Raw genomic sequence first — 21325 nt, 5'->3', positions numbered from 1 at the left:
CGTCAAGCAAAATACTCCTGCAGCGGCCGAACCTCCAGGCTCCCCGCCTTCAGCGCCGCAATCGCCTCGGCCACCGCCGCGGCGCCCGACAGCGTCGTGTAATACGGCACCTTCTGCATCAGCGTTGCGCGGCGCAGCGACTTGGAGTCCGACACCGCCTTCTGGCCGTCCGTCGTGTTGAAGACGATCTGGACCTGGCGGTTGCGGATGGCGTCTTCGATGTGGGGGCGGCCCTCCAGCACCTTGTTGATCTTCTGGGCGTCGACGCCGTTTTCGGCGAGGAAGCGGGCCGTGCCGGATGTCGCCAACACCTTGAAGCCCTGGCCGGCGAGGCGCTTGACCGCCGGCAGGATGCCGGCCTTGTCCTCGTCGCGCACCGAGACGAACAGCGTACCGGAGCGGGGGAGATCAACGCCGGCGCCGAGCTGGCTCTTGGCGAAGGCGAGCGCGAAGTCGCGGTCGAGGCCCATGACTTCGCCGGTCGAGCGCATTTCCGGGCCAAGCAATATGTCGACGCCGGGGAAGCGGGCGAAGGGGAAGACGGCTTCCTTGACCGCTATGTGGCCGGGGTTCCTGGGGTCGGGCATGGCGCCGTAATGGGCGAAGGCATCTTCAAGTGTCTCGCCGGCCATGATGCGGGCGGCGATCTTGGCGATGGGACGGCCGATGGTCTTGGCGACGAAGGGCACGGTGCGCGATGCCCGCGGATTGACCTCCAGCACATAGACCGTGCCGTCCTTGATCGCATACTGCACGTTCATCAGGCCGCCGACATTGAGCGCGCGGGCAAGGGCCGCCGTCTGGCGCTCCAGCTCGTCGACCAGCTCGGAAGGCAGCGAGTGAACGGGGAGCGAGCAGGCGCTGTCGCCGGAGTGGATGCCGGCCTCCTCGATGTGTTCCAGAATGCCTGAGACGAATGTCGACTTGCCGTCGCAGAGGCAGTCGACATCGACCTCGATGGCGCCGGAGAGATAGGTGTCGAACAGAAGCGGGTTCTTGCCCAGCAGCGTGTTGATCTGGCCTGTCTTGTCGTTGGGGTATTTCTGCTTGATGTCCTCCGGCACCAGGCCGGGCACGGTGTCGAGCAGGTAGCTCTGCAGCATGCCTTCGTCATGGATGATCTGCATGGCGCGGCCGCCGAGCACATAGGAGGGGCGCACCACCAGCGGGAAGCCGAGCTCGCCGGCGACTAGGCGCGCCTGCTCGACCGAATAGGCGATGCCGTTCTTCGGCTGGGTCAGGTTGAGCTTATGAAGCAGCTTCTGGAAGCGGTCGCGGTCTTCGGCGAGATCGATCATGTCGGGCGACGTACCGAGGATCGGGATGCCGGCCTTCTCCAGCGCATCGGCCAACTTCAGCGGCGTCTGGCCGCCGAACTGGACGATAACGCCGACCAGTTCGCCCGAGGCCTGTTCGGCGCGCAGGATCTCCAGCACGTCCTCCGCCGTCAGCGGTTCGAAGTAGAGCCGGTCGGAGGTGTCGTAGTCGGTCGAGACGGTCTCGGGGTTGCAGTTGATCATGATCGCTTCATAGCCGGCGTCGCGCAGCGCGAAGGCGGCATGGCAGCAGCAATAGTCGAACTCGATGCCCTGGCCGATGCGGTTCGGACCGCCGCCAAGGATGACGACTTTTTTCCGCGCTGACACTTGCGCTTCATTGGCCAGCGCGCCGGCGAAGGGCACTTCGTAGGTCGAGTACATGTAGGCGGTGGGCGAGGCGAACTCGGCCGCGCAAGTGTCGATGCGCTTATAAACCGGATGAACGTCGAGCTTTTCACGAATCTTCGCAATCACTTCGGCGTCGGTCTTCGTCAGCGAGGCGAGGCGGGCATCGGAGAAGCCCATCGCCTTCAGCATGCGCAGATTGACGGCGTCTTGCGGAATGCCGTGCTCGCGGATGCGGGCTTCCATGGAAACGATGCCGGCGATCTGTTCGAGGAACCACGGGTCGATCTTGCACATGGCGTGCACGTCTTCCAGCGAGGTGCCCATGCGGATCGCCTGCGCCACCATGCGCAGCCGGTCGGGCGTCGGCGTGCCGAGCGCGGCGCGGATGGCGTTGCGGTCGTCGGCGTGGTTGGCAGCCACGGCACCGTGGCCGAGGCCGGGGATCTCGATCTCGTCTAGGCCGGTGAGGCCGGTTTCCAATCCACGCAAAGCCTTCTGCAGGGACTCCTGGAAGGTGCGGCCGATGGCCATGACTTCGCCGACCGACTTCATGGCGGTGGTCAGCACCGGCTCGGCGCCGGGGAATTTCTCGAAGGCAAAGCGCGGGATTTTGGTGACGACGTAATCGATGCTCGGCTCGAAGGAGGCGGGCGTGGCGCCGCCGGTGATGTCGTTCTCCAGCTCGTCCAGCGTGTAGCCGACGGCGAGTTTTGCCGCGATCTTGGCGATGGGGAAGCCGGTCGCCTTCGAAGCCAAGGCGGAACTGCGCGAGACGCGCGGGTTCATCTCGATGACGACGAGGCGGCCATCGGCCGGGTTGACGGCGAACTGCACGTTGGAGCCGCCGGTCTCGACGCCGATCTCGCGCAGCACCGCGATCGAGGCGTTGCGCATCATCTGGTATTCCTTGTCGGTCAAGGTCAGCGCGGGCGCGACGGTGATCGAGTCACCGGTGTGTACGCCCATCGGGTCGATATTCTCGATCGAGCAGACGATGATGCAATTGTCCGCCTTGTCGCGGACGACCTCCATCTCATATTCCTTCCAGCCGAGCACGCTTTCCTCGATCAGCACTTCGGTGGTCGGCGAGGCGTCGAGGCCGGACTGGACAATGTCGTAGAATTCGGCGCGGTTGTAGGCGATGCCGCCGCCGGTGCCGCCCATGGTGAAAGACGGGCGGATGATGGCGGGCAGGCCGACATGGTCGAGCGCCTGGGCGGCAATCGCCATGCCATGGCTGATGTAGCGCTGCTTGCGGTCGCCTTCGCCGAGGTTCCAGCGGGTTTCCAGCGCGTCGAGCGCGGCATCGAGGTCGGCAGGCGCCTCGGCCTTTACGGCGGCGCGCTCGGCCTCGTGCGTCTTGCGGTCGGCGTTCTTGACATCGGTGGCATTGGCAAGCATCGACTTCGGCGTTTCCAGGCCGATCTTCTTCATCGCCTCGCGAAACAGCGCCCGGTCCTCGGCCTTGTCGATCGCCGTGGCGTCGGCGCCGATCATCTCGACATTGTAGCGTTCGAGCACGCCCATGCGGCGCAGCGACAGAGCAGTATTGAGCGCGGTCTGGCCGCCCATGGTCGGCAGCAGCGCGTCGGGCCGCTCCTTGGCGATGATCTTGGCGACGACTTCAGGCGTGATCGGCTCGATATAGGTGGCGTCGGCCAGTTCCGGGTCGGTCATTATGGTGGCCGGGTTGGAATTGACCAGGATGACGCGAAAGCCCTCTTCCTTCAGCGCCTTGCAGGCCTGTGTGCCGGAATAATCGAACTCACAGGCCTGGCCGATGACGATGGGGCCGGCCCCGATGATCAGGATCGACTTGATGTCGGTGCGTCTTGGCATCGTTGTGAGTTCCGTTCGGCGAGCGGCTTGCACGAAAAACCGGGACGGGAAGACCCGGCCGGTTGTGCTTGCGATTCTGGTATCAGGCTAGGAGGGCCTTATAGGGAAGAGTTTTGGGAGATGTAACCCCGAAAATGAGGCTAGGCAGTAGGGATTAGGCAGTAGGGATCAGGCAGTGGGGATTAGGCAGGAGCGAGGTTAAGGCGCCTATTGCCCATTCCCTACTGCCTGACACCTAATCCCCCAGCGCGAGCTGATCCGTAATCTCAAACCGCTCTGATACCCCGACGCGGATCATGTTGAGGCTGCCTTCCCTTGTGAAGCGGAAGTCGCTGGGCGAATCCGAGTTGGCCGGCATGCCGGCATAGAAGGAGATGACGCGGGTGCCGCCGTCGGGCCAGGTCACGGTGATGTCTGCCTTGTCGGCGCCATTGTGGACGATGTTGACGGCGCAGCGGGTCATCGGTTGGCCGACATAGCGGGCGCAGGGGATCTCGGCGGTGGCGCCGAGGGCGGGCGGGGGTTCCAGCCGTGCAACGGTTTGCGTAGCGGTCGCAGCTTTGGCCTGGTCTGGCCGTGGCGTCGGGGATGGTACCCCCGGCGCGGACGCCGTATCCGGCGCTGCTCCCGCAGACGCGGCGGAATCCTGTACCGGCGTCCCCGTGGCCTCCGTCGCCGGAGCCTCCGTGGCGGGGATCTCGCCCGTCCTCGGGCTTTCATTGGCTGCGAAGGCGAGGCCATAAGCATCCTGCATGGCGGTCCTGCCGATCTCGGCGGCGGACTTCGGCGCGCCCGGATCCGTGCTGCCAAGGCGCTCCGTCAGGTCGAGTGGAGCCGGCGCGGGTGCAGCCGGGGTGGGTGGAGCCTGAGTGGGTACAGGCGGAGCGGCAGAGGCGGCAGGTGCAGTTGCTGGGGGTGTTGCGGCCACGTTGGCCGGCTGCGTCGGCATGTCGGGCGCGAGCGCCGGGCCGCCGGCTTCAGCACTGGCGGTCACCTGGGGCGGCACGGCGTCAACTTCGACCACGGTCGGATTGTCGGGGATAAGATAGCGCGCGGGCGCCCAGCCTTTGACCAGTGGATTGTCGATCTCCTCGACCTTGCACCAGCGGTGGCCGTCCACTTCGTTGCAGCCGAAATTCCTGACGCTCGAGCCGATCGGCAGACGCGCCTGGGTTCTGCCGACCGGCGACGGCGTGGCGCGGATGTTGAGGAGATCGCCTGGGCCGAGCTCGGTCACTATGGAAACGATGTCGGCAGGCGCGTCCTCGGCATTGGCCGGCAAGCTCACCAACAACGGGCCCACCACCAACGGACCCGCCAACAACCGGGCTGCCCGCAGGAGCGGAGCGCCAGTCAGTCGATGCAAAATGGTTCGGATTGTGCGCCTCATCATTTGGCCGTGCGCCGATTACCCTTGCGGCAGCAGTCCTGCCGTATGCCGAGGCGGTTTTATAAGGGACGATACGCGGCCATGTAAGTCTGAAAATGCGTCCGATGTTTGGTGCCGCGAGGCGGAAGCAGGGCGCAGCCGTGCGGTCAAGCGGAGCCTTGCCAAGAGGGTTTGGGCATGAAGCCGGTCCTCAGCGCATGCGCCCATTCCGGTCGGCCCGCCTGTGCGGCCTGTCTCGCCGCCGCTTCGTGGTCGTAGTCGACGGCGATGGTCTCGAAACGGTCGGGTCCTTCGCCATCCAAGGTGAGGATGCCGTAGCGCGCATGCGGGCTGCCTTGCTCCGAAACATGCGCCGGGGGCGTGTCATCTTCATAGGCGGAGGCGCCGACGCTGCCGGGATTGAAGAGCAAGGGGCCGCCGGGGATACGGACCAGTTCCGCGCGGTGGCTGTGGCCGCACAGCACGATGCGGCAGGCCGGGTCCAGCGCCTGCAACCGCCGCTGAATAGCGGCAAGCGGCGCGCGCACCAGTTGGCCATCGACGATCGCGTCGAGCAGGTATTTCTCGTCATGGTCGGGCCGCGCATGGAAAGCGACCACGCCGGGAACAATCTCCAGCGTGAAGGGCAGGGCGAGCAGGGCTTCGCGCTGCGCTGATGTCAGCCGTTCCTGCGCATAGCGGTCTGAAGCCCACATCACATCGTCGGCCGGATCGACCGCGACCCGGCGGTCATGGTTGCCGCGCACCGTCGGCAGGTCGAGCGCTTCGAGCCGCTCGAACGTCTCGCGCGGCCAGAGCGGGCCGGAGACACAGTCGCCAAGGTTGACGGTGAGATCGGCGCCGCCGCGCCGCGCCAGATCGGCGAGCACGGCATCCAGCGCCAGCACATTGCCATGGATGTCGGCGAGAACGGCAATGCGCATGCGGCGGGCTCCTTGGTGCAGCCCGTTGAGGCTTGCGGCCGGTCTTCGTTATCAAGCCCCTGCCTTCATTATCAAGCCCTTGAGATCGTTCGAGACAGCCGGGAGCCCCGCCTATCGCGGAAGCACTCCATCTGCTAGCGTCCACGCCGCTCCAGAGTTCATCCGGGGGAGGACAGGCGATGACCCGCGACCAGATGGTTGCCCACCTTCGCGCCGCCAATGACGTCGCGCGCGAGACTGCCGCGCACGGGCACCATCCTTTCGGCTGCGTGCTCGTCGGCCCCGACGATCGCATCCTGATGCGGCAAGGCAACATCAACACCGTGCGCCACGCCGAAACCGAGCTCTCCCGGCGTGCCGCCGACACCTATCCGCCGGATTTCCTCTGGTCCTGCACGCTGGTCACAACCGGCGAGCCCTGTGCGATGTGCACGGGAACGCTGTACTGGGCGAATATCGGCCGGCTGGTCTACGGCTTCGAGGAAACCAAGCTTCTCGCGCTGACCGGCAATCACGCAGAGAACCCGACGATGAACCTCTCGTCGCGCACAGTCCTCGGCTCCGGGCAGAAGCCGGTCGAGGTCCACGGCCCTTTCCCCGAGATGGACGAGGAACTCCTCGCCCCGCATATCGGTTTTTGGCAGCGCTAGGACCTTGACTTCTAAACCGGTTAGGCCGGCATTTCGATGTCGTGGCCACCGACGATGGGCAGAGCCGGATCATCTCCGGCCGCCGCAATCACGCTGTCGAGCAGGCCGGGGAAGCGGGCGTCGAGGTCGGCGCGGCGCAGCGTGATCATCCGGTTGGTGCCAGCCACTTCGGCGCGGGTGACGCCGGCCTCGCGCAGTTTGGCCAGGTGATAGCTGAGATTGGTCTTGGAGCCGAGGTCGAGGAACCGGCTGCAGTTCAGCGGCACGCCTTCCTTGCTGGCGAGATAGCGCACGATGGCGAGCCGGGTCGGGTCGCCAAGCACGCCGAGCACAACCGGCAGGCTGATCTGGTCTGTATTGGGGTGCGGCAAAGTCATGGCCCGAAACTAAGCACAGTCGGTGTCGATTTCAACGCGTCGATCTTTCGCGGGCATGCACAGTCCGTTTCGCGATTGGCCCAACGGCTGTCCTGACACAGGGATGTCAGCAGGCTTCAGCTATTTTCACCTGGCTTCATTGACATCATGTCCTGTTATGTCCAATTGTTCAATAAGTTTTGAACTAAGGACACGCCCTATGGACAAGCGCCTCTTTTGGCTTGCGCTCGGATCGTTCACGATCTCGACCGAAGGCTTCGTCATCTCCAGCCTGCTGCCTGACATCGCCACCGACGCCCGCATTTCCATTCCGCTCGCCGGCACGCTGATCACCGCCTTCGCGCTGGCTTACGCCATCGGCACGCCGATCCTGGCAACGCTGACCGGCGAATGGGACCGGCGCCGCGTCATCTTGTGGACGCTGGCGTTCTTCGTCATCGGCAATGTGGTGGCGGCGCTGAGCTCGTCCTTCGAGCTGCTGCTCATTGCCCGCATCATCATGGCGCTGTCGTCAGGCCTGTTTGCCGCTACCGCTCAAGGCACGGCGGTGGCGCTGGTCGATGACCACCACCGGGCGCGGGCCATTGCAGTCGTCGTCGGCGGAACCACGGTGGCGGTTGCGCTGGGTGCACCGCTCGGCGCGCTGGTTGCCACGATAGCCGGCTGGCGCGGGACCTTCTTTGCCATTGCCGGGCTCGGCGCGCTGGTCGGCGCCATCCTGTGGTACCGGCTGCCGCGCGGAATTGTCGGCACCAAGCTGCCGCTCAGGCGGCGCCTGGCTGCGGCGCTGCGCCCCGGCGTCATGCCGATCCTGCTGACCACCGCTCTTGCCCTGATCGGCGCCTTCTCGGTGTTTTCCTATATCGCGCCGCTGGCCATCCAGAGCGGCGGCCTCAGCCCGATTGCGCTGCCCGGCATGCTGCTCGCCTTCGGTGTCGGCGCCGTCATCGGCAACATAGCCGGCGGCCAGGCGGCCGACCGTTTTGGTGCGACGCGCACCGTCGGCTGGTCTCTGGCGCTGAGCGCCGTCATGCTGGTGATGCTCTCGGTCATCCCGACCTTCCTGCCGCAGCATCTCGCCGGGCCGGCATTGATGGCCATGATGGTGCCGTGGGGCATGGTCGGCTGGGCATTTCCGCCGGCGCAGGCCAGCCGCATCATCAAGCTGGCGCCCGACGCCGCCCCGATCGTGCTGTCGCTCAACGCTTCGGCCCTCTATCTCGGCGTGGCGCTGGGTGCTGTGGTCGGCGGCGCCGTGCTGCGCTACGGCGTGCCGGCCGATCTCGGCCTGGTCGCCGCCATCTTCCCGCTGATCGGGCTTGGCGTGGTGCTGGCCGGCCGCTGGGCGGCCCGGCCGGTCGCCATGCCGGCCGAATAGATCTTTGCAAAGGACCGGCGGCCGCTCTTTCAGCTTGAAGGGGCGGCCGCCGGCACGTCGTACTCCAGCGCCGCGACTTCATCCAGCATAGCGCGCAGATCTGCCGCTCGCTGCTGGCCGACCAGCGCCTCGAAGCGCTGCTGGGCAATGGTCCACAATTTCGTCGTCTCCTCGAGCTTGGCCTGGCCTTGCGGCGTCAGCCGCACCCGCTTGACGCGGCGGTCGTCCTTGTCGGCGAAGGTGTCGACATAGCCGTCGCGGATCAGCGGCTTCAGCGTATGGCCGAGCGCCGACAGGTCCATGACCATCGCTTCGGCTATCGTGCCCATCGCCGGCTCGTTGCTGACATGGATCTGGTAGAGCAGGCCGTACTGTGTGCCCTTCAGACCCGAAGGCGAGATTACATCGTCATAAAAGCGGCCGAGCTTGCGCGCGGCGCGCCGCAGCGTGGCGTTGTTGCAAAGGCTGAATCCCGGCAGCGCGGTCTTGCTCATCACGACTCCTTGCCGGCAAAACCGCTGCCGGCCTGTCGCAGAAATAGTTTCTGCCGCCTCCGTTGACAAGATGGTGGTATATGCCTACTTCCCGGAAAGTGGTATATGCCACTAATTGGAGATCAGGGCGGGACAAGGGTTCATCGACCTGTCTCGCCGGGCAGAAAAAAGGAACAGGACAATGAGTGGACAGGACAACAAGGGTACCGCAGTCGTCACCGGCGCATCGGCCGGCATCGGCGCGGTCTATGCCGACCGGCTGGCCGGGCAAGGCTACGATCTGGTGCTGGTAGCGCGGCGCGCCGACCGGCTGGAGGAACTGGCTGAAAAGCTGCGATATGCTTACAAGCGCAAGGTCAGCGTGATATCAGCCGATCTTGCCGACGACAATGATGTGCGCCGCGTCGAGCAGGCGATCGCAGCCGACGACAGCGTCACGCTGCTGGTCAACAATGCCGGCATTGGTGGCCAGGCCGTGGTGGCAACGGCCGACGCCGACGAGGCCGAGCGCATGATCAAGGTCAACGTCATCGCCTTGACCCGCCTGACCCGCGCCGTTCTGCCGGGGCTTCTTGCGCGCAACCGCGGCGCCATCGTCAACATCGCCTCTGTGCTCGCCTATGATACCTCGTTCGGCGGCATCTACAGCGGCACCAAGGCCTATGTCGTCAACTTCACCGAGGCCCTGCACCGCGAAGTCGCCGGCACCAATGTGAAGGTCCAGGCGGTGCTGCCGGGCGCGACCCGCACCGATTTCTGGGAGCTCGCCGGTGGCGATATCGACAATCTGCCGAAGGAGATCATCATGTCCGCCGACGATATGGTCGATGCCGCGCTTGTGGGCCTATCCAGGGGCGAAGCCGTCACCGTGCCGGCACTTGCCGATGCGACCAAGCTCGACGCCTTCCTCGGCGCAAGGCAAGTCTTCTACGGCAGCCTGCACGCCGACAAGCCTGCTGCCCGCTACGCGGTCTGAGGAGAGAGCTGGTTCGCTTCGCGAACCAGGACCCCCACCCCGCTCACTTCGTTCGCGGCCCTCCCCACAAGGGGGAGGGTAAAGTGCGCGCTCCCCTACCTCCCCTTTGTGGGGAGGTCGGACCGCAGGTCCGGGTGGGGGTACTGGCGCCGACCTCTGCGTTTACGCTCCCCGCCACATAGGTATGATCGATGCAGCCAGCACCAGCGCCAGCACGATGTTGAGCGCGCGCCATTGCCATTCGGTCTCGAGCAGCCGTGCCAGCACCATGCCCGCCACGCACCAGATCGACAGCGAGACGGCTGCAGTGAGGCCGAAGGTCGAGCCGAGCAGCAGCGCGAGTTGTCCCGGCCCGTCGGCAAGGGCCGCGAACGAGGCCGCCGCCCCCAGTCCCATCGCCCAGCCCTTCGGGTTCATCCATTGAATGCCGGCGCCGCCGAAGAAGCTGTTGGGTTTTGCCATCGCCACATCGAGATTGGGCGGCCCGGCGCGGCCGATCTTGATTGCCAGCCAGATGAGATAGAGCGAGCCGATGATTTTCATCGCCAGTTGCAGCGAAGGCATGGCCAGCAGCAGACCGGCGAGCCCGGCGGCGGCAGCAGCGGTCACGGTGGCGAGACCGGCGGCGCTGCCGACCAATAGGGGAACGGAACGGCGAAAACCGAACTGTGCACCTGAGGCAGTCGACAGGGTGGTGGCGATGCCGGGCGTGACGGTGGCCACGAAGGCAAACAGGATGAGCGGAAAGATGGGCTGCAACATGAGGCGTCCTTCATCAAAAGCCCAATGGTAGACTTCCGCATACTTCAGTAAATGCAATGTTTGCGATGGTTGGCATTAGCAGATATAATGCCATCCATGATCCGCAACCTCGACACAGCGCTGATCCGCACCTTCGTCACTGTCGCCGACAAGGCCAGCATGACGGCGGCGGCGAACGCGCTGCATCTGACGCAAGGCGCCGTAAGCCAGCAGATCAAGCGGCTGGAAGAAGCGCTCGGCTGCAGCCTGTTCGAGCGCGACCGGCGTGGCTTGCGGCTGACGCGGCCCGGCGAGCGGCTGTTCGGCAAGGGCAAACGGTTGCTTGGCCTCAATGACGAGATCTGGGCCGAGATGGCGGGCACCGAGGTCGCCGGCCAGGTGCGGCTCGGTGTTCCCTATGACCTTGTCGGCACTTTGCTGGCGCCGGTGCTGAAGGCCTATGCCGAGACCTATCCGCAGGTCGAGATTTCACTGCTCTGTGCGGCTTCGCCGGACCTTGCCGCGGCCCTCGCGGCCGGCACCATCGACCTTGCCGTCATCGAGGAACGGGTCGGCCCGTCGGCCGGTGAGTGCCTGGCCATTGACCGGCTGGTCTGGGTGGGGGCCAAGGGCGGCGTCGCCCGCGCCAAGCGGCCGCTGCCGGTGTCGATCGTCGCCGACACCTGCGCCTTCCGCCCGGTGGTGCTGTCGGCGCTGAACGAGCACGGGCTGGAATGGCGCACCGTGTTCGAGAACGGCAACATCGACGCGACGACCGCGACAGTGCGCTCCGACCTTGCCGTCACCGCCTGGCTGGCCTCCACCGTGCCTGCCGATCTTGACATCCTGGCTTTTGATGCCGGGCTGCCGCCGCTGCCGAATTTTTCCATCAATCTGCATTTGCCGAAGTACGGCACGGCGCCGGCAGCGCAGGAGTTCGCGCGGTATATCCGGGGTGGGTTGGCACGGCGGGCTGTGGCGGCTTGACAGAACTTGCATTTCCTCTCCCCCGTCGATCGGGGGAGAGGAAAGGTGCCAAGCCTGTCCCTGTTACTTCCAGTTCTTACGCCGCTCGAGCTCGGCCTCTGACGGCTTCTGCGTAGCGAACGACCCGACCTTGACCTCACCCCCGCGTTCGTAGGTCGCCATGATGACGCCTGTGGTAGTGGCCTGCGACTTGACCAGCTTGAAAGCGGCGGGCATCGCACCACCATCGAACAGCCGCTTGCCCTTGCCCAGCAGCAGCGGGAAGATCATCAACCGGATCTCGTCGATCAGCCCGTTGGCGAGCAAATTCTGGATCAGCTCGCTCGAACCCTGGATGAGCAGGTCAGGCCCATCTTCCTTCTTGAGGCGGCGCAACGCCGCGACGATATCTTCTCCAAGCCATTGCGTATTTTCCCAGGTGAGCGAATCCGGCCGATGCGTCGCCACATATTTAGTCGCAGGGTTGAAGGCATCTCCGATGGCATCTTTCTGATACGGCCAGTAAGCGGCGAAGATGTCGTAGGTTCTGCGGCCGAGCAGCAGGGCGAAGGGCTTAGAGAACAATTCCTCCATGGCCACGCCCGCCACCTCGTCGAAGTAGTGGAACGTCCAGCCGCCGAACTCGAAGCCGCCAACCGGGTCTTCTTCCGGGCCGCCCGGCGCCTGCATGACGCCGTCGAGGCTGACGAAGGTAGCGGCGATGATCTTTCGCATTGGATTTTCCTTTTCCAGGATCCGCGCCGTCAGGGCCGGATTTCGATCTAAGGACGGACAGGCCGGCGGCCGCCCGACAGGCGTTGGCAAAAAAACGCTGCCGGCCGACAAGGGTACCTACCGCCGTCGCCCGCCGCCAAGCGCCTGCGACGAAAACCAGAGGTCGCCGATGATGGCGGTGGCGGTCCGGTCCGGCGCCCTGTCTGATGTCAGCCAGATCGAAAGGCTGCGCGCCGCCTTCTGGAGGTCGGGGATTTTGGCCGCCGAACCGGCCGCCGAGGCGCCGACGCAGGGGATGAACCACGAGCGCATGAAGGGGTCGCAGGCAAAGCCCTTGTCGTTGCGGGTTACCATCACGGCCAGGCCGACGCCCTGGGACGGACGCCAGGGAAAGATCATGCGGCCGCCCGCTTTCAGCGCCCGAAGCCAAGGAGCCGGCGGTGCGACGACACCGGCATTGACATAGATGATGTCGGACGGCGGCAGATCGCCGGTGACGGCATCGCCGTGGACGACGCTTACATTGCCGTAGGTTTCGAGATTCTTTGTTGCTCTGGCAGCAAGATCTGCCTCTATTTCGAAGGCGGTCACCGGGCCGGGCGCAACCAGCCGCGCCAGCAAGGCGGTGTAGTAGCCTGTGCCGGCGCCGATATGGGTGACGGCCTCGTCCGGTCTGGGGGCGATCCTGCCGATCCACATCGCGTGCAAGGAGGGTTCTCCATTGTTGATGCCCTTGTCGGCATCGAGCGCCACCAGCACGTCCTGATAGATGTGAACAGGATCGGCGCTCGGCGTCATGATCTTGCCGTTGCCGGTGGTGAGCGCCCTGCCGGCGACTACCGCCCAGGGTCCGGGACCGAGAAAGGCCTCGCGCGGAACGGTGGCGAACGCCTCTTCGAGGCGCGGATCGGCCGAGCCGGCATTGGCCGCCATCAGCTGCGCGTAAAATTTCCTGGCGTCTTCGACACTTGTCATGATGGCCGGTAAGATAGCGCAAGCCGCCGGTTTGTCGCCGTCTTGAGCAATTCCAGGAAAGGTGTGAGGCGGCTTTCCGCCCGGAATTGCGTCAAAACAAGACATAGAGCAGTTCGCCGTTTCGGCGAAACGGCGAACTGCTCAAGATGAAACTCAGCCGACGCCGAAGACGGTGTCGTAGAGCAGCTTGAAGTTGAGCACCAGGATGACCGCCGCGACGACCCAGGCGAGGACCGCCACGCCGCGGGGAATGGCAAGGTTGCCCATCTTCTTCTTGTCGGAGACGAACTGCACCAGCGGGATAACTGCGAAGGGCAGCTGCATCGACAGTACCACCTGGCTGAAGACCAGCAACTGGCCGGTGCCCTTTTCGCCATAGAGCGCGGTGACGACCACCACCGGGACGATGGCGATGCCGCGCGTCAGCAGCCGGCGCGCCCATTGCGGAATGCGCAGGCGCAAAAAGCCTTCCATGACGATCTGGCCGGCAAGCGTTGCCGTAACCGTCGAGTTGAGGCCGGAGGCCAGCAGCGCCACCGCAAACAGGATGGAGGCGATGCCGAGGCCGAGCAGTGGCGACAAGAGCTCGAAGGCTTGGCCGATCTCGGCGACATCCTGATGGCCGGTGCCATGGAAGGCCACCGCCGAGACGATCAGGATCGAGGCGTTGACGAACAGCGCCAGGACGAGCGCGATGGTCGAGTCCGTCGTCGCCCATTTAATGGCGTCGCGCTTGCCTTTTTCGGTCCGTTCATAGGCGCGTGTCTGTACGATCGAGGAGTGCAGGTAGAGATTGTGCGGCATCACCGTGGCGCCGATGATGCCGATGGCGATGTATAGCATCGCCGGATTGGTGACGATCTCCGTCGACGGCACGAACATCGAATGCAGGATCGAGCCGACCGGAGGGGCAGCGGCAAAGATCTGGATGGCGAAACAGCCGAAGATGATGATCAGAAGCGCGATGACGAAGGCTTCGAGATAGCGGAAACCCTTGTTCATCAAGAGCAGCACGATGAAGGCGTCGAGCGCCGTCAGCAACGCGCCGCCGATCAGCGGAATGCCGAACAGAAGCTGCAGCGCGATCGCCGTGCCGATCACCTCGGCGAGGTCGCAGGCGATGATGGCGAGTTCGCAGGCGATCCACAGCACGAAACTGACGGGACGCGGATAATAGGCGCGGCAGGCCTGGGCGAGGTCGCGGCCGGTGGCGATGCCAAGCCGGGCGGCAAGCGCCTGCAGCAGGATCGCCATCAGGTTGGACAGCATGATGATGAACAATAGCGTGTAGCCGAACTGGGCGCCGCCGGCGAGGTCGGTGGCCCAGTTGCCCGGATCCATATAGCCGACCGAGACCATGTAGCCCGGTCCCATGAAGGCGAACAGGCGACGGAACCAGACGCCGGACTGTGGCACCGCGATCGTGGAGTTCACCTCGCGCAGGCTGGGAGGATTGTCCTCCGGCCTGTCAAATCGCCAGGATGATCCCAAGGTAGCGTCAGCTTCGGACATGGAGGGCTTTCCACTGGGTGGATCGGTTGACGTCATCCTATCTATGCCAGGGCTCAACATTATGCAATAGGCTATATTTCATTGTATGTGCTTCCTGTTGCGCCGACCGGCAGGCCGGCAGGGGATCGCAAACGCCGGTTGCGCCTGCCATGGAATGGAAATAAACGGCTGGAATAGTTAAGCCCGTGCTATGAATGGCAAAGGGCGATTGCTTTGCCCAAAGCCGATTCTTGTCAAAAGATAGGAAGGAGCGCGTGTTGGCGCTGAAGCACAGACGGGTTGGACGCGAGGAGCCGCTGCCGGACGCCGAGATTCATTCGAAAGGGTTCCGGCAGCAGCGCGAAGCGCGCCGCGGCGCGCTGGTCGAGGATTATGTCGAGCTGATCGCCGACCTGATCGAGGACGGCAATGAGGCGCGTCAGGTCGATATTGCTGCGCGGCTGGGTGTCGCCCAGCCGACGGTGGCCAAGATGCTGACCAGGCTGTGCGCCGACGGGCTCGTTTCCAGAAAACCCTATCGCGGTGTGTTCCTGACCGACGCCGGGCGCAAGGTGGCGGAAGAGAGCCGCATCCGCCACCAGACGGTAGAAGCGTTTTTGCGTTCGCTCGGTGTCAGCGCCGAGACGGCGCGCATCGATGCCGAGGGCATCGAGCATCATGTCAGCGCCGAGACGCTGGAAGCCTTTCGCAAGGCGATGATCGCGCCGCGCTGAGGGGTGCCGGTGCCGCACCACTGGAACCTCCGCACGTCAGGCTCGTTGCTCCTGACGTTGCGCGTGATTGTTGCGCGCCAAGGAGGAAAACATGGGCGTCGAACAGGCACCGACCGCGAAGGGCAAGCAGGCGGCCGAGGGTTTGAGGCAGGCAGCGGCAAAGGACGAACGCAAGACCGAGGTCGAAACCGGCCATGCGCTGAAAAAGGGCGCCGCGCGTTTCGAGGAACGCTCCAAAAGCTCGGACGGCAAAAGCGCCGGCACCAAGCAGAAGATCTGAGTTCTGTTCGCAAGCGGCAACCTGCCGCTCATTCCTCGGTGTCCTGCACCCAACTGCGCGGATGGCCGTCGACGCGGAACTGGAATATGAAATAGGGCGGAATGCAGGAGCCCTTCCCAGGCTTGGCTGCGGCCAGATCGTCGTAGCCGGCGGTGCAGATATAGTCCTCGCGGCAGGGATGCGCCTTGTCGCAGGCGCGCAGGCCGGCGGTCTTGGTGAATTCCTTGGTGCAGAATTTGTGGTCCTTGCCCGACGCGATGCAGTCGTTGAAACCGGTCTTGGCCAGGCGGCCGCAAGTCGCCTCGTCGGGAAGCTTGTCGCAGCTTGCCTTGCGCAGCATGCCCCCGGGAAAGCCACCGGTCTTCTGCTCGGGGTTGTCATAGCGTTGGCGCGCCGCGCCATAGCCGGCGAGCTTGATTACCGGTTTCTTGTCGCGCGCCGGATCGATGGCGCAGGCTTTTGCGGTGGCCGGCGACAGGCGGCAATATTTGTCGCTGCCCCAGCTCGACATCTTGATCTCGCCGAACTCGACGGGGTCGCCGACTGCGGTGGCCGCCTCGCTGACGCAGGTGCCGAAGCCCGGATGGATGTCGCTTTCATGGACGCCGGCGCAGCGCAGGCTTTCGCCGCAGTTCCAGTCCTTGAAGCTCGTATCCTCGCCACTGTAGCAGATCGACCCCCAGCCATTGTAGAGATCGGTGCCTTTCAGCGCTTCGGCGAGTTTGGCGACCGGACGGGCGGCGAAGCCGCGTGAGAAATCCGGATGGCCGCCGGCGGCGAAGTCCTCGACGATGGCGCGGCGGCGCGGCAGGTCGGCGAAGAACACCGCCGAGCCGGGGACGAAGACGGCGTTGCGGCGCGGCTCGCTGGCCGGATCGGCGCCGGTGTAATGGAAGCCGGCAATGCCGTGCGTCTGGTGGCAGCCGGTGCAGGTCATTTCGTTGAGACGCAGATTGAAGCCGGCCACCGATTTCACGCTGCGCAGCTCGTTGCCCTTGGCGACATAGTCCTGCAGTGCCTTGTCGATGTCGGCATCGTCGAGCAGCCCATAGGCGATATTGTTTTGCGACCTGGCCATGCCGCCGGGTGCGACCGAGACGGCGCTGGTCGCCAGGAATTTGTCGTCGATGACCAGCCGGCCGCGATCGAGGTCGTAGAGGTTGCGGTCGGTCAGCAGCCATTTGGCGAAGGCCGGCCGGTCGGCCAGAACCACTTTCCGGTCGATCTGGTTCTCCATCTTCAATTCCTGGAAGGTGGACGTCGTTGGGTCCCATTTGAAAATCTTGAGGAGATATTCGGCGTGGCCACCGAAGTCGCGGCGGCTCGAGGCCGACAGCCGGAGAACCTGCATGTTCAGCTCAAGCCGCATGATCTGCGACGAATTCAGCATGGCGTTGGAGAGCGGCCCTTCGTCGGAGCGCAGCCAGGCTGCCAGTTGCTCGGGCGCAAGGTTCTTCTGGCCGGCGGCGAGCCAGCGCTTGGCGATTTCGGCACAGGAAACGGCGGTGGCGCTTGGACGGTCTCTCGAAGCGCGGGCGTGAGCCTCACCGGGCCTGGCGTTGAAGACCAGGCTCATGGTCAGCGGCAGCCGCGACGAGATTCGTTGCGCTGTCTTTCCCTTCGTGGGCTTCTCCGCCACCGAATAATGGAAGCGGTAGATCAGCCTGATCTCGCCGCATTCGGTGTGGCCGAGATAGCCGCGGTCCATGCGGTTGACGACGCCGGTCAGGTCGAGCGTCGAGCCGTCATCGTCGATGTATTTCGGGTTGAATTTCTGGCTGGTGTCCTTCGACTTGGCCATGGCCGCGACGTAAGGATCGGGGCTATTGGCAGGCTCGTCGGCGATCTCCTGCTTTACGGCGTTGCGGATAGGGGTCAGCGCGCGCACCGAAAACAGGCCCCGATTGTCGACCTCGCGCGTGAGACCCAGCGCCGGGCCGAGCAGGCGGCTGATCGAGAGGCCGCCACGCTCAAGCGCCTGCAATGTCTCGGGATCGGTTACGGCGACGCTGGAATCGAGCGTCACGGCGCGCGCCGGCGACGGGCCGAGGCATAGCACCACCGCCAGCAGCAGAAATCGACCGATTGTCCGCAAGTCCCCGACACCCCCGTTCGAACCGGATGCTACAGCGCGCATGCCGCCTCGACCAGAGTGCGAACGCGATGCCGCTGCCACGAAAAATACTGTGACTTGGCGCAACCATTGCGATAATTGTCTGTTGGGTCGGAGTGGGCCACGACATCGGCCAAGCCAGCCGAAATTTGCATACGGGGAGTTGCCATGCTCTGGAAGGGCCGCCGTCAGAGTGACAATGTCGAGGACGAGCGCAGCGACAGCGGCGGCGGTGGTGGTTTCGGCGGCGGCAGCCCTGGCCAGTTCCGCATCCCGATCGGCGGCCGCACCGGCGGCGGCGGCAGCATATTGCTGGTCGTCCTCGTGGTGCTGGCCGGATGGTATTTCGGCTTCGACCCGTCGCAGATCCTGGGCAGCGGCGACGGCGGCGGCGTGCTGCCGGGTGGCGGTGGCCAGATTACCGACAACAGCGGCGGCCAGGACGACGGCGCCGGCACGCCTGCTTCCGACGAGATGAAGCAGTTCGTGGCGACCGTGCTGGCCGAGACCGAAGAGACCTGGACCGGCATCTTCCAGTCGCAGGGCCTGAAATACGAGGACCCGAAGCTTGTGCTGTTCAGCGGCCAGATCCGCTCGGCCTGCGGCTCCGCCTCGACGGCAGCCGGACCGTTCTATTGTCCCGGCGACCACAAGGTCTACCTCGACACCACCTTCTTCCAGCAGCTCGACCAGCAGTTCGGCGCCTCGGGGGATTTCGCCCAAGCCTATGTGATCGCTCATGAAGTCGGTCACCATGTGCAGAACCTCACCGGCATCCTGCCCAAGTTCAACCAGATGCGGCAGTCGATGGGTGAGGCGGAAGCCAACCAGATGTCGGTGCGCATCGAGCTGCAGGCCGACTGCTTCGCCGGCGTTTGGGCGCATTTCACCGCGCAGAAGGGCATTCTGGAACAGGGCGACATCGAAGAGGCGCTCAACGCCGCCAAGCAGATCGGCGACGATACGCTGCAGAAGAAGATGCAGGGCTATGTCGTGCCGGAAAGCTTCAACCACGGGACGTCGCAGCAGCGGCAGACCTGGCTGGCGCGCGGCTACAAGAGCGGCAAGCTGTCGGATTGCAACACGCTGACCGGTCCGGTTTGAGGCGCTCGCAAGTTCCAGCCGACCGCGGTCCAAAGCGCATCCGTCGGCGGGCCAATTCACCACCGGCAACAGATGTCAGGAGGAGAACGCCTGAGGCGTTCTCCTATTGTTCCAAAGTGGCGCCTCGCCTATAACGGGCGCCCGCCCAAGGGCGGTCTCAGGGAGCAGACGCCATCATGATCGACCCCAAAACCGCCAGGCGGGGCCTTGCGCTCGTCTTCACCACGCTGCTGCTCGACATTATCGGCTTCGGCATGATCATGCCGGTGTTGCCGGCCTTTCTCAGGGAGCTTTCCGGCGTCGGCATCAGCGAAGCGGCGATCGAAGGCGGCTGGCTGTTCTTCGTCTATGCGGCGATGCAGTTCTTCTTCGCGCCAATCATGGGTGGATTGAGCGACCGCTTCGGGCGGCGGCCGATCCTGCTTGCCTCGGTGCTTACATTCTCGATCGACAATCTGATCTGCGCCATCGCCTGGTCCTATCCGATGCTGTTCATCGGCCGCGTGCTGGCCGGCATTTCGGGCGCCAGCTATTCGACGACGTCGGCCTTCATTGCCGACATCTCGAACGATGACAACCGGGCGAAGAATTTCGGTCTGCTCGGCATCGCCTTCGGCGTCGGCTTCGTCATTGGGCCGGTGCTGGGCGGGCTGCTCGGCACGTTCGGGCCGCGAGTGCCGTTTTACTTTGCCGCCGGGCTTGCCTTCGTGAACTTCCTCATCGCCATGTTCTTCCTGCCTGAAACGCTCGATGAAAAGCACCGCCGCCGCTTCGAGTGGAAACGCGCCAACCCGGTCGGCACGCTGCTGCAGATGCGCCAATATCAGGGCATCGGCTGGATCGGGCTCGCCTTCTTCCTAATGACGCTCGGCCACATGATGTATCCGGCGGTGTGGTCGTTCGTGTCCAATTATCGTTATGGCTGGAGCGAGCAGCAGATCGGCTTCTCGCTCGGCGCCTTCGGCCTGTGTGGGGCGATCGTCATGGCGACGGTGCTGCCGCGCGTGATCCCCAAACTTGGCGAATGGAGGACGGCGGTCATCGGCCTGACATTCACGGCGGCCAGCGCCTTCGGCTACGCCTTCGCCTCGCAAGGCTGGATGATTTATGCGGTGATCGTCGTCGGCTGCCTGGAAGCACTGGCCGATCCGCCGCTGAGAAGCCTTGCCGCCGCCAAGGTGCCGCCGTCGGCGCAAGGCGAATTGCAGGGCGCGATGACGTCGATCTTCTCGATCACCTCGATCATCACGCCGCTGCTCTACACCGCGATCTTTTCCTGGTTCACCGGACCGAATGCGCCCGTGGTGTTCGGCGGCGCGCCCTATCTGGTTGGGGCATGCTTCCTGACACTTGCAGTCATCGTCTTCGTGACGAAAGTGGCGCGGCCGGCGGCGGTGAGAAGCGCCGCCACCGGCGTCGCTGAAGATGGAGCACAGCTATGAGCCATGACAGCCGCATAAAGCTGACCAAGGACGGCTTGTCGCTTTCGCGGCTGGTGTTCGGCGCCTGGCGCCTGCTCGACAGCGCCGCGCGCCCGGATGCCGATCAGGTCGCGCGGTTGATCGGCAGCGCGGTCGACCTTGGCCTGACCAGTTTCGACCATGCCGATATCTATGGCAATTACGAGGTCGAAGCGGCGTTCGGCGCTGGCTTGTCGCGCTGGAAGGGCAAGCGCGAGAGCATCGAATTGATCTCGAAATGCGACATCATGCTGGCATCGGCAACCCGGCCGCTGAACCGGCTGAAGCACTACGACACCAGTGCCGCCCATATCGTCGCCTCGGTCGACCGTTCGCTCGCCAATCTCGGCACCGACTATCTCGACCTGTTGTTGCTGCACCGGCCGGATCCGCTGATGGATGCCGACGAGACGGCGGCCGCCCTTGCCGGCCTGGTCAAATCAGGAAAGGTGCGGGCAGTCGGCGTTTCGAATTTCACGCCCTCGCAGTTCGACCTTCTGGCTTCGCGGCTGCCATTTGCCTTGGCCACCAATCAGATCGAGATGTCGGTGCTGAAAACCAATGCGCTGGTGGATGGCAGCCTCGATCACGCGCAACGCCTCGGCTATGCGCCGATGATCTGGTCGCCGCTCGGCGGCGGCTTGCTGTTCACCGGCAAGGAAGGGCGCGAGGCGCGGGTCAGGGCGGCAATCGCGGCGGTGGCTGCCGAGATCGGCGCCGGCGATCTCGCCGCCGTCGCCATCGCCTGGCTGCTGCGTCATCCGGCGCGGCTGGCGCCGGTGCTGGGCACGATGAAGCCCGAGCGGCTGGCAGCCATGGTCAAGGCGCTGGAGATCGACCTCGACCGCCAGCAATGGTTTGCCATACTGGAGGCCAGCGAAGGCCGGCCCGTGGCGTAAGGTTAGATACTAGGCTTCGATCCATTCGCTGGGCACGTCCAATGCCTTCGACAGCATGGTGCTGGTTTGCGCCGATGGCTTGCGGCGATTGGATTCAAGGTCCGACAGGAAGCCCTGGCTGACACCGATGGCA

Annotated in this window: 20 protein-coding genes; 9 read left to right on the top strand and 11 right to left on the bottom strand. The window is 64.6% G+C overall.

All coding sequences use genetic code 11. The features are described 5' to 3' along the window. Positions 1-2: 2 nt before the first annotated feature. The 3 genes from carB to AC3EMP_RS28395 all read right to left on the bottom strand — a co-directional run bounded on the left by carB (position 3) and on the right by AC3EMP_RS28395 (position 5819). Positions 3-3506 carry a carbamoyl-phosphate synthase large subunit gene (gene carB, locus AC3EMP_RS28405; protein WP_352712059.1) on the bottom strand — a complete coding sequence of 1168 codons (3504 nt, stop codon included), beginning with the start codon at positions 3504-3506 and terminating at the stop codon, positions 3-5. A 235-nt stretch (positions 3507-3741) separates the two neighbouring features. Continuing rightward, the gene (locus AC3EMP_RS28400; protein WP_352712060.1) at positions 3742-4794 is read right to left on the bottom strand and encodes an SH3 domain-containing protein; all 1053 of its coding nucleotides are present in this window, start codon (positions 4792-4794) and stop codon (positions 3742-3744) included. 248 nt (positions 4795-5042) lie between these two features. After that, positions 5043-5819, bottom strand: coding sequence for a metallophosphoesterase family protein (locus tag AC3EMP_RS28395; protein WP_352667246.1), 777 nt, complete (start codon positions 5817-5819; stop codon positions 5043-5045). Positions 5820-5998: 179 nt separating this feature from the next. Here AC3EMP_RS28395 and AC3EMP_RS28390 point away from each other — a divergent pair, with 179 nt between their 5' ends. Beyond that, complete coding sequence (locus AC3EMP_RS28390) at positions 5999-6469, top strand: nucleoside deaminase (protein ID WP_023672423.1); 471 nt, start codon at positions 5999-6001, stop codon at positions 6467-6469. A gap of 20 nt (positions 6470-6489) precedes the next feature. On the opposite strand, the gene AC3EMP_RS28385 is transcribed toward AC3EMP_RS28390, so the two are convergent. Next, the gene (locus AC3EMP_RS28385) at positions 6490-6846 is read right to left on the bottom strand and encodes an ArsR/SmtB family transcription factor (protein ID WP_023683780.1); all 357 of its coding nucleotides are present in this window, start codon (positions 6844-6846) and stop codon (positions 6490-6492) included. Positions 6847-7045: 199 nt separating this feature from the next. On the opposite strand from AC3EMP_RS28385, the gene AC3EMP_RS28380 reads away from it, so the two are divergent. Continuing rightward, positions 7046-8224 (top strand): MFS transporter, encoded by a 1179-nt coding sequence (locus AC3EMP_RS28380; RefSeq protein WP_023683782.1) that lies wholly within the window; start codon positions 7046-7048, stop codon positions 8222-8224. A 29-nt stretch (positions 8225-8253) separates the two neighbouring features. Here the strand turns inward: AC3EMP_RS28380 and AC3EMP_RS28375 are convergent, their stop codons facing one another. After that, positions 8254-8718 carry a MarR family winged helix-turn-helix transcriptional regulator gene (locus AC3EMP_RS28375; RefSeq protein WP_023689742.1) on the bottom strand — a complete coding sequence of 155 codons (465 nt, stop codon included), beginning with the start codon at positions 8716-8718 and terminating at the stop codon, positions 8254-8256. A gap of 181 nt (positions 8719-8899) precedes the next feature. Here AC3EMP_RS28375 and AC3EMP_RS28370 point away from each other — a divergent pair, with 181 nt between their 5' ends. Beyond that, complete coding sequence (locus tag AC3EMP_RS28370) at positions 8900-9694, top strand: SDR family NAD(P)-dependent oxidoreductase (protein WP_023689743.1); 795 nt, start codon at positions 8900-8902, stop codon at positions 9692-9694. Between the two features lie 162 nt (positions 9695-9856). Here the strand turns inward: AC3EMP_RS28370 and AC3EMP_RS28365 are convergent, their stop codons facing one another. Beyond that, complete coding sequence (locus tag AC3EMP_RS28365; RefSeq protein WP_023689744.1) at positions 9857-10456, bottom strand: LysE family translocator; 600 nt, start codon at positions 10454-10456, stop codon at positions 9857-9859. 87 nt (positions 10457-10543) lie between these two features. Here AC3EMP_RS28365 and AC3EMP_RS28360 point away from each other — a divergent pair, with 87 nt between their 5' ends. After that, on the top strand, positions 10544-11422 hold the full coding sequence (locus AC3EMP_RS28360) for a LysR family transcriptional regulator (RefSeq protein ID WP_444848984.1): 879 nt from the start codon (positions 10544-10546) through the stop codon (positions 11420-11422). Between the two features lie 63 nt (positions 11423-11485). Here the strand turns inward: AC3EMP_RS28360 and AC3EMP_RS28355 are convergent, their stop codons facing one another. From AC3EMP_RS28355 to AC3EMP_RS28345, 3 genes are all read right to left on the bottom strand, one after another. After that, positions 11486-12136 (bottom strand): dihydrofolate reductase family protein, encoded by a 651-nt coding sequence (locus AC3EMP_RS28355; RefSeq protein ID WP_023683787.1) that lies wholly within the window; start codon positions 12134-12136, stop codon positions 11486-11488. 117 nt (positions 12137-12253) lie between these two features. Continuing rightward, positions 12254-13111: a protein-L-isoaspartate O-methyltransferase family protein gene (locus AC3EMP_RS28350; RefSeq protein ID WP_023683788.1), complete on the bottom strand. Its 858-nt coding sequence runs from the start codon at positions 13109-13111 to the stop codon at positions 12254-12256. A gap of 153 nt (positions 13112-13264) precedes the next feature. Next, positions 13265-14623: an Nramp family divalent metal transporter gene (locus AC3EMP_RS28345; protein ID WP_023672432.1), complete on the bottom strand. Its 1359-nt coding sequence runs from the start codon at positions 14621-14623 to the stop codon at positions 13265-13267. Positions 14624-14880: 257 nt separating this feature from the next. On the opposite strand from AC3EMP_RS28345, the gene mntR reads away from it, so the two are divergent. Together mntR and AC3EMP_RS28335 are read left to right on the top strand one after the other, a co-directional pair. Beyond that, positions 14881-15336 carry a manganese-binding transcriptional regulator MntR gene (gene mntR, locus AC3EMP_RS28340; protein WP_023683789.1) on the top strand — a complete coding sequence of 152 codons (456 nt, stop codon included), beginning with the start codon at positions 14881-14883 and terminating at the stop codon, positions 15334-15336. Between the two features lie 91 nt (positions 15337-15427). Beyond that, positions 15428-15616, top strand: a complete 189-nt coding sequence (locus AC3EMP_RS28335; protein WP_023672434.1) for a hypothetical protein — start codon at positions 15428-15430, stop codon at positions 15614-15616. Between the two features lie 28 nt (positions 15617-15644). Here AC3EMP_RS28335 and AC3EMP_RS28330 read toward each other — a convergent pair whose 3' ends face one another. Further along, positions 15645-17711, bottom strand: coding sequence for a hypothetical protein (locus AC3EMP_RS28330; RefSeq protein ID WP_488494702.1), 2067 nt, complete (start codon positions 17709-17711; stop codon positions 15645-15647). 186 nt (positions 17712-17897) lie between these two features. Between AC3EMP_RS28330 and ypfJ the strand changes: the two genes are divergently transcribed. The 3 genes from ypfJ to AC3EMP_RS28315 all read left to right on the top strand — a co-directional run bounded on the left by ypfJ (position 17898) and on the right by AC3EMP_RS28315 (position 21192). Continuing rightward, entirely contained in the window at positions 17898-18833 is a 936-nt protein-coding gene (ypfJ, locus tag AC3EMP_RS28325) for a KPN_02809 family neutral zinc metallopeptidase (protein ID WP_023672436.1), read from the top strand. A 176-nt stretch (positions 18834-19009) separates the two neighbouring features. Then, positions 19010-20275: a TCR/Tet family MFS transporter gene (locus AC3EMP_RS28320; protein ID WP_352446378.1), complete on the top strand. Its 1266-nt coding sequence runs from the start codon at positions 19010-19012 to the stop codon at positions 20273-20275. Beyond that, positions 20272-21192: an aldo/keto reductase gene (locus tag AC3EMP_RS28315; protein ID WP_352446380.1), complete on the top strand. Its 921-nt coding sequence runs from the start codon at positions 20272-20274 to the stop codon at positions 21190-21192. Before AC3EMP_RS28320 ends, AC3EMP_RS28315 begins: the two co-directional genes overlap by 4 nt. 9 nt (positions 21193-21201) lie before the next feature. On the opposite strand, the gene AC3EMP_RS28310 is transcribed toward AC3EMP_RS28315, so the two are convergent. After that, a complete protein-coding gene (locus AC3EMP_RS28310; RefSeq protein WP_245260145.1) occupies positions 21202-21321 on the bottom strand; it encodes a helix-turn-helix domain-containing protein in 120 nt (39 codons plus the stop codon). Positions 21322-21325 lie beyond the last annotated feature (4 nt).

Source organism: Mesorhizobium sp. P160219, from assembly GCF_057786095.1.
Note: the sequence above shows the minus strand (reverse complement) of the source record. Positions and strands in the feature narration are given on the sequence as shown.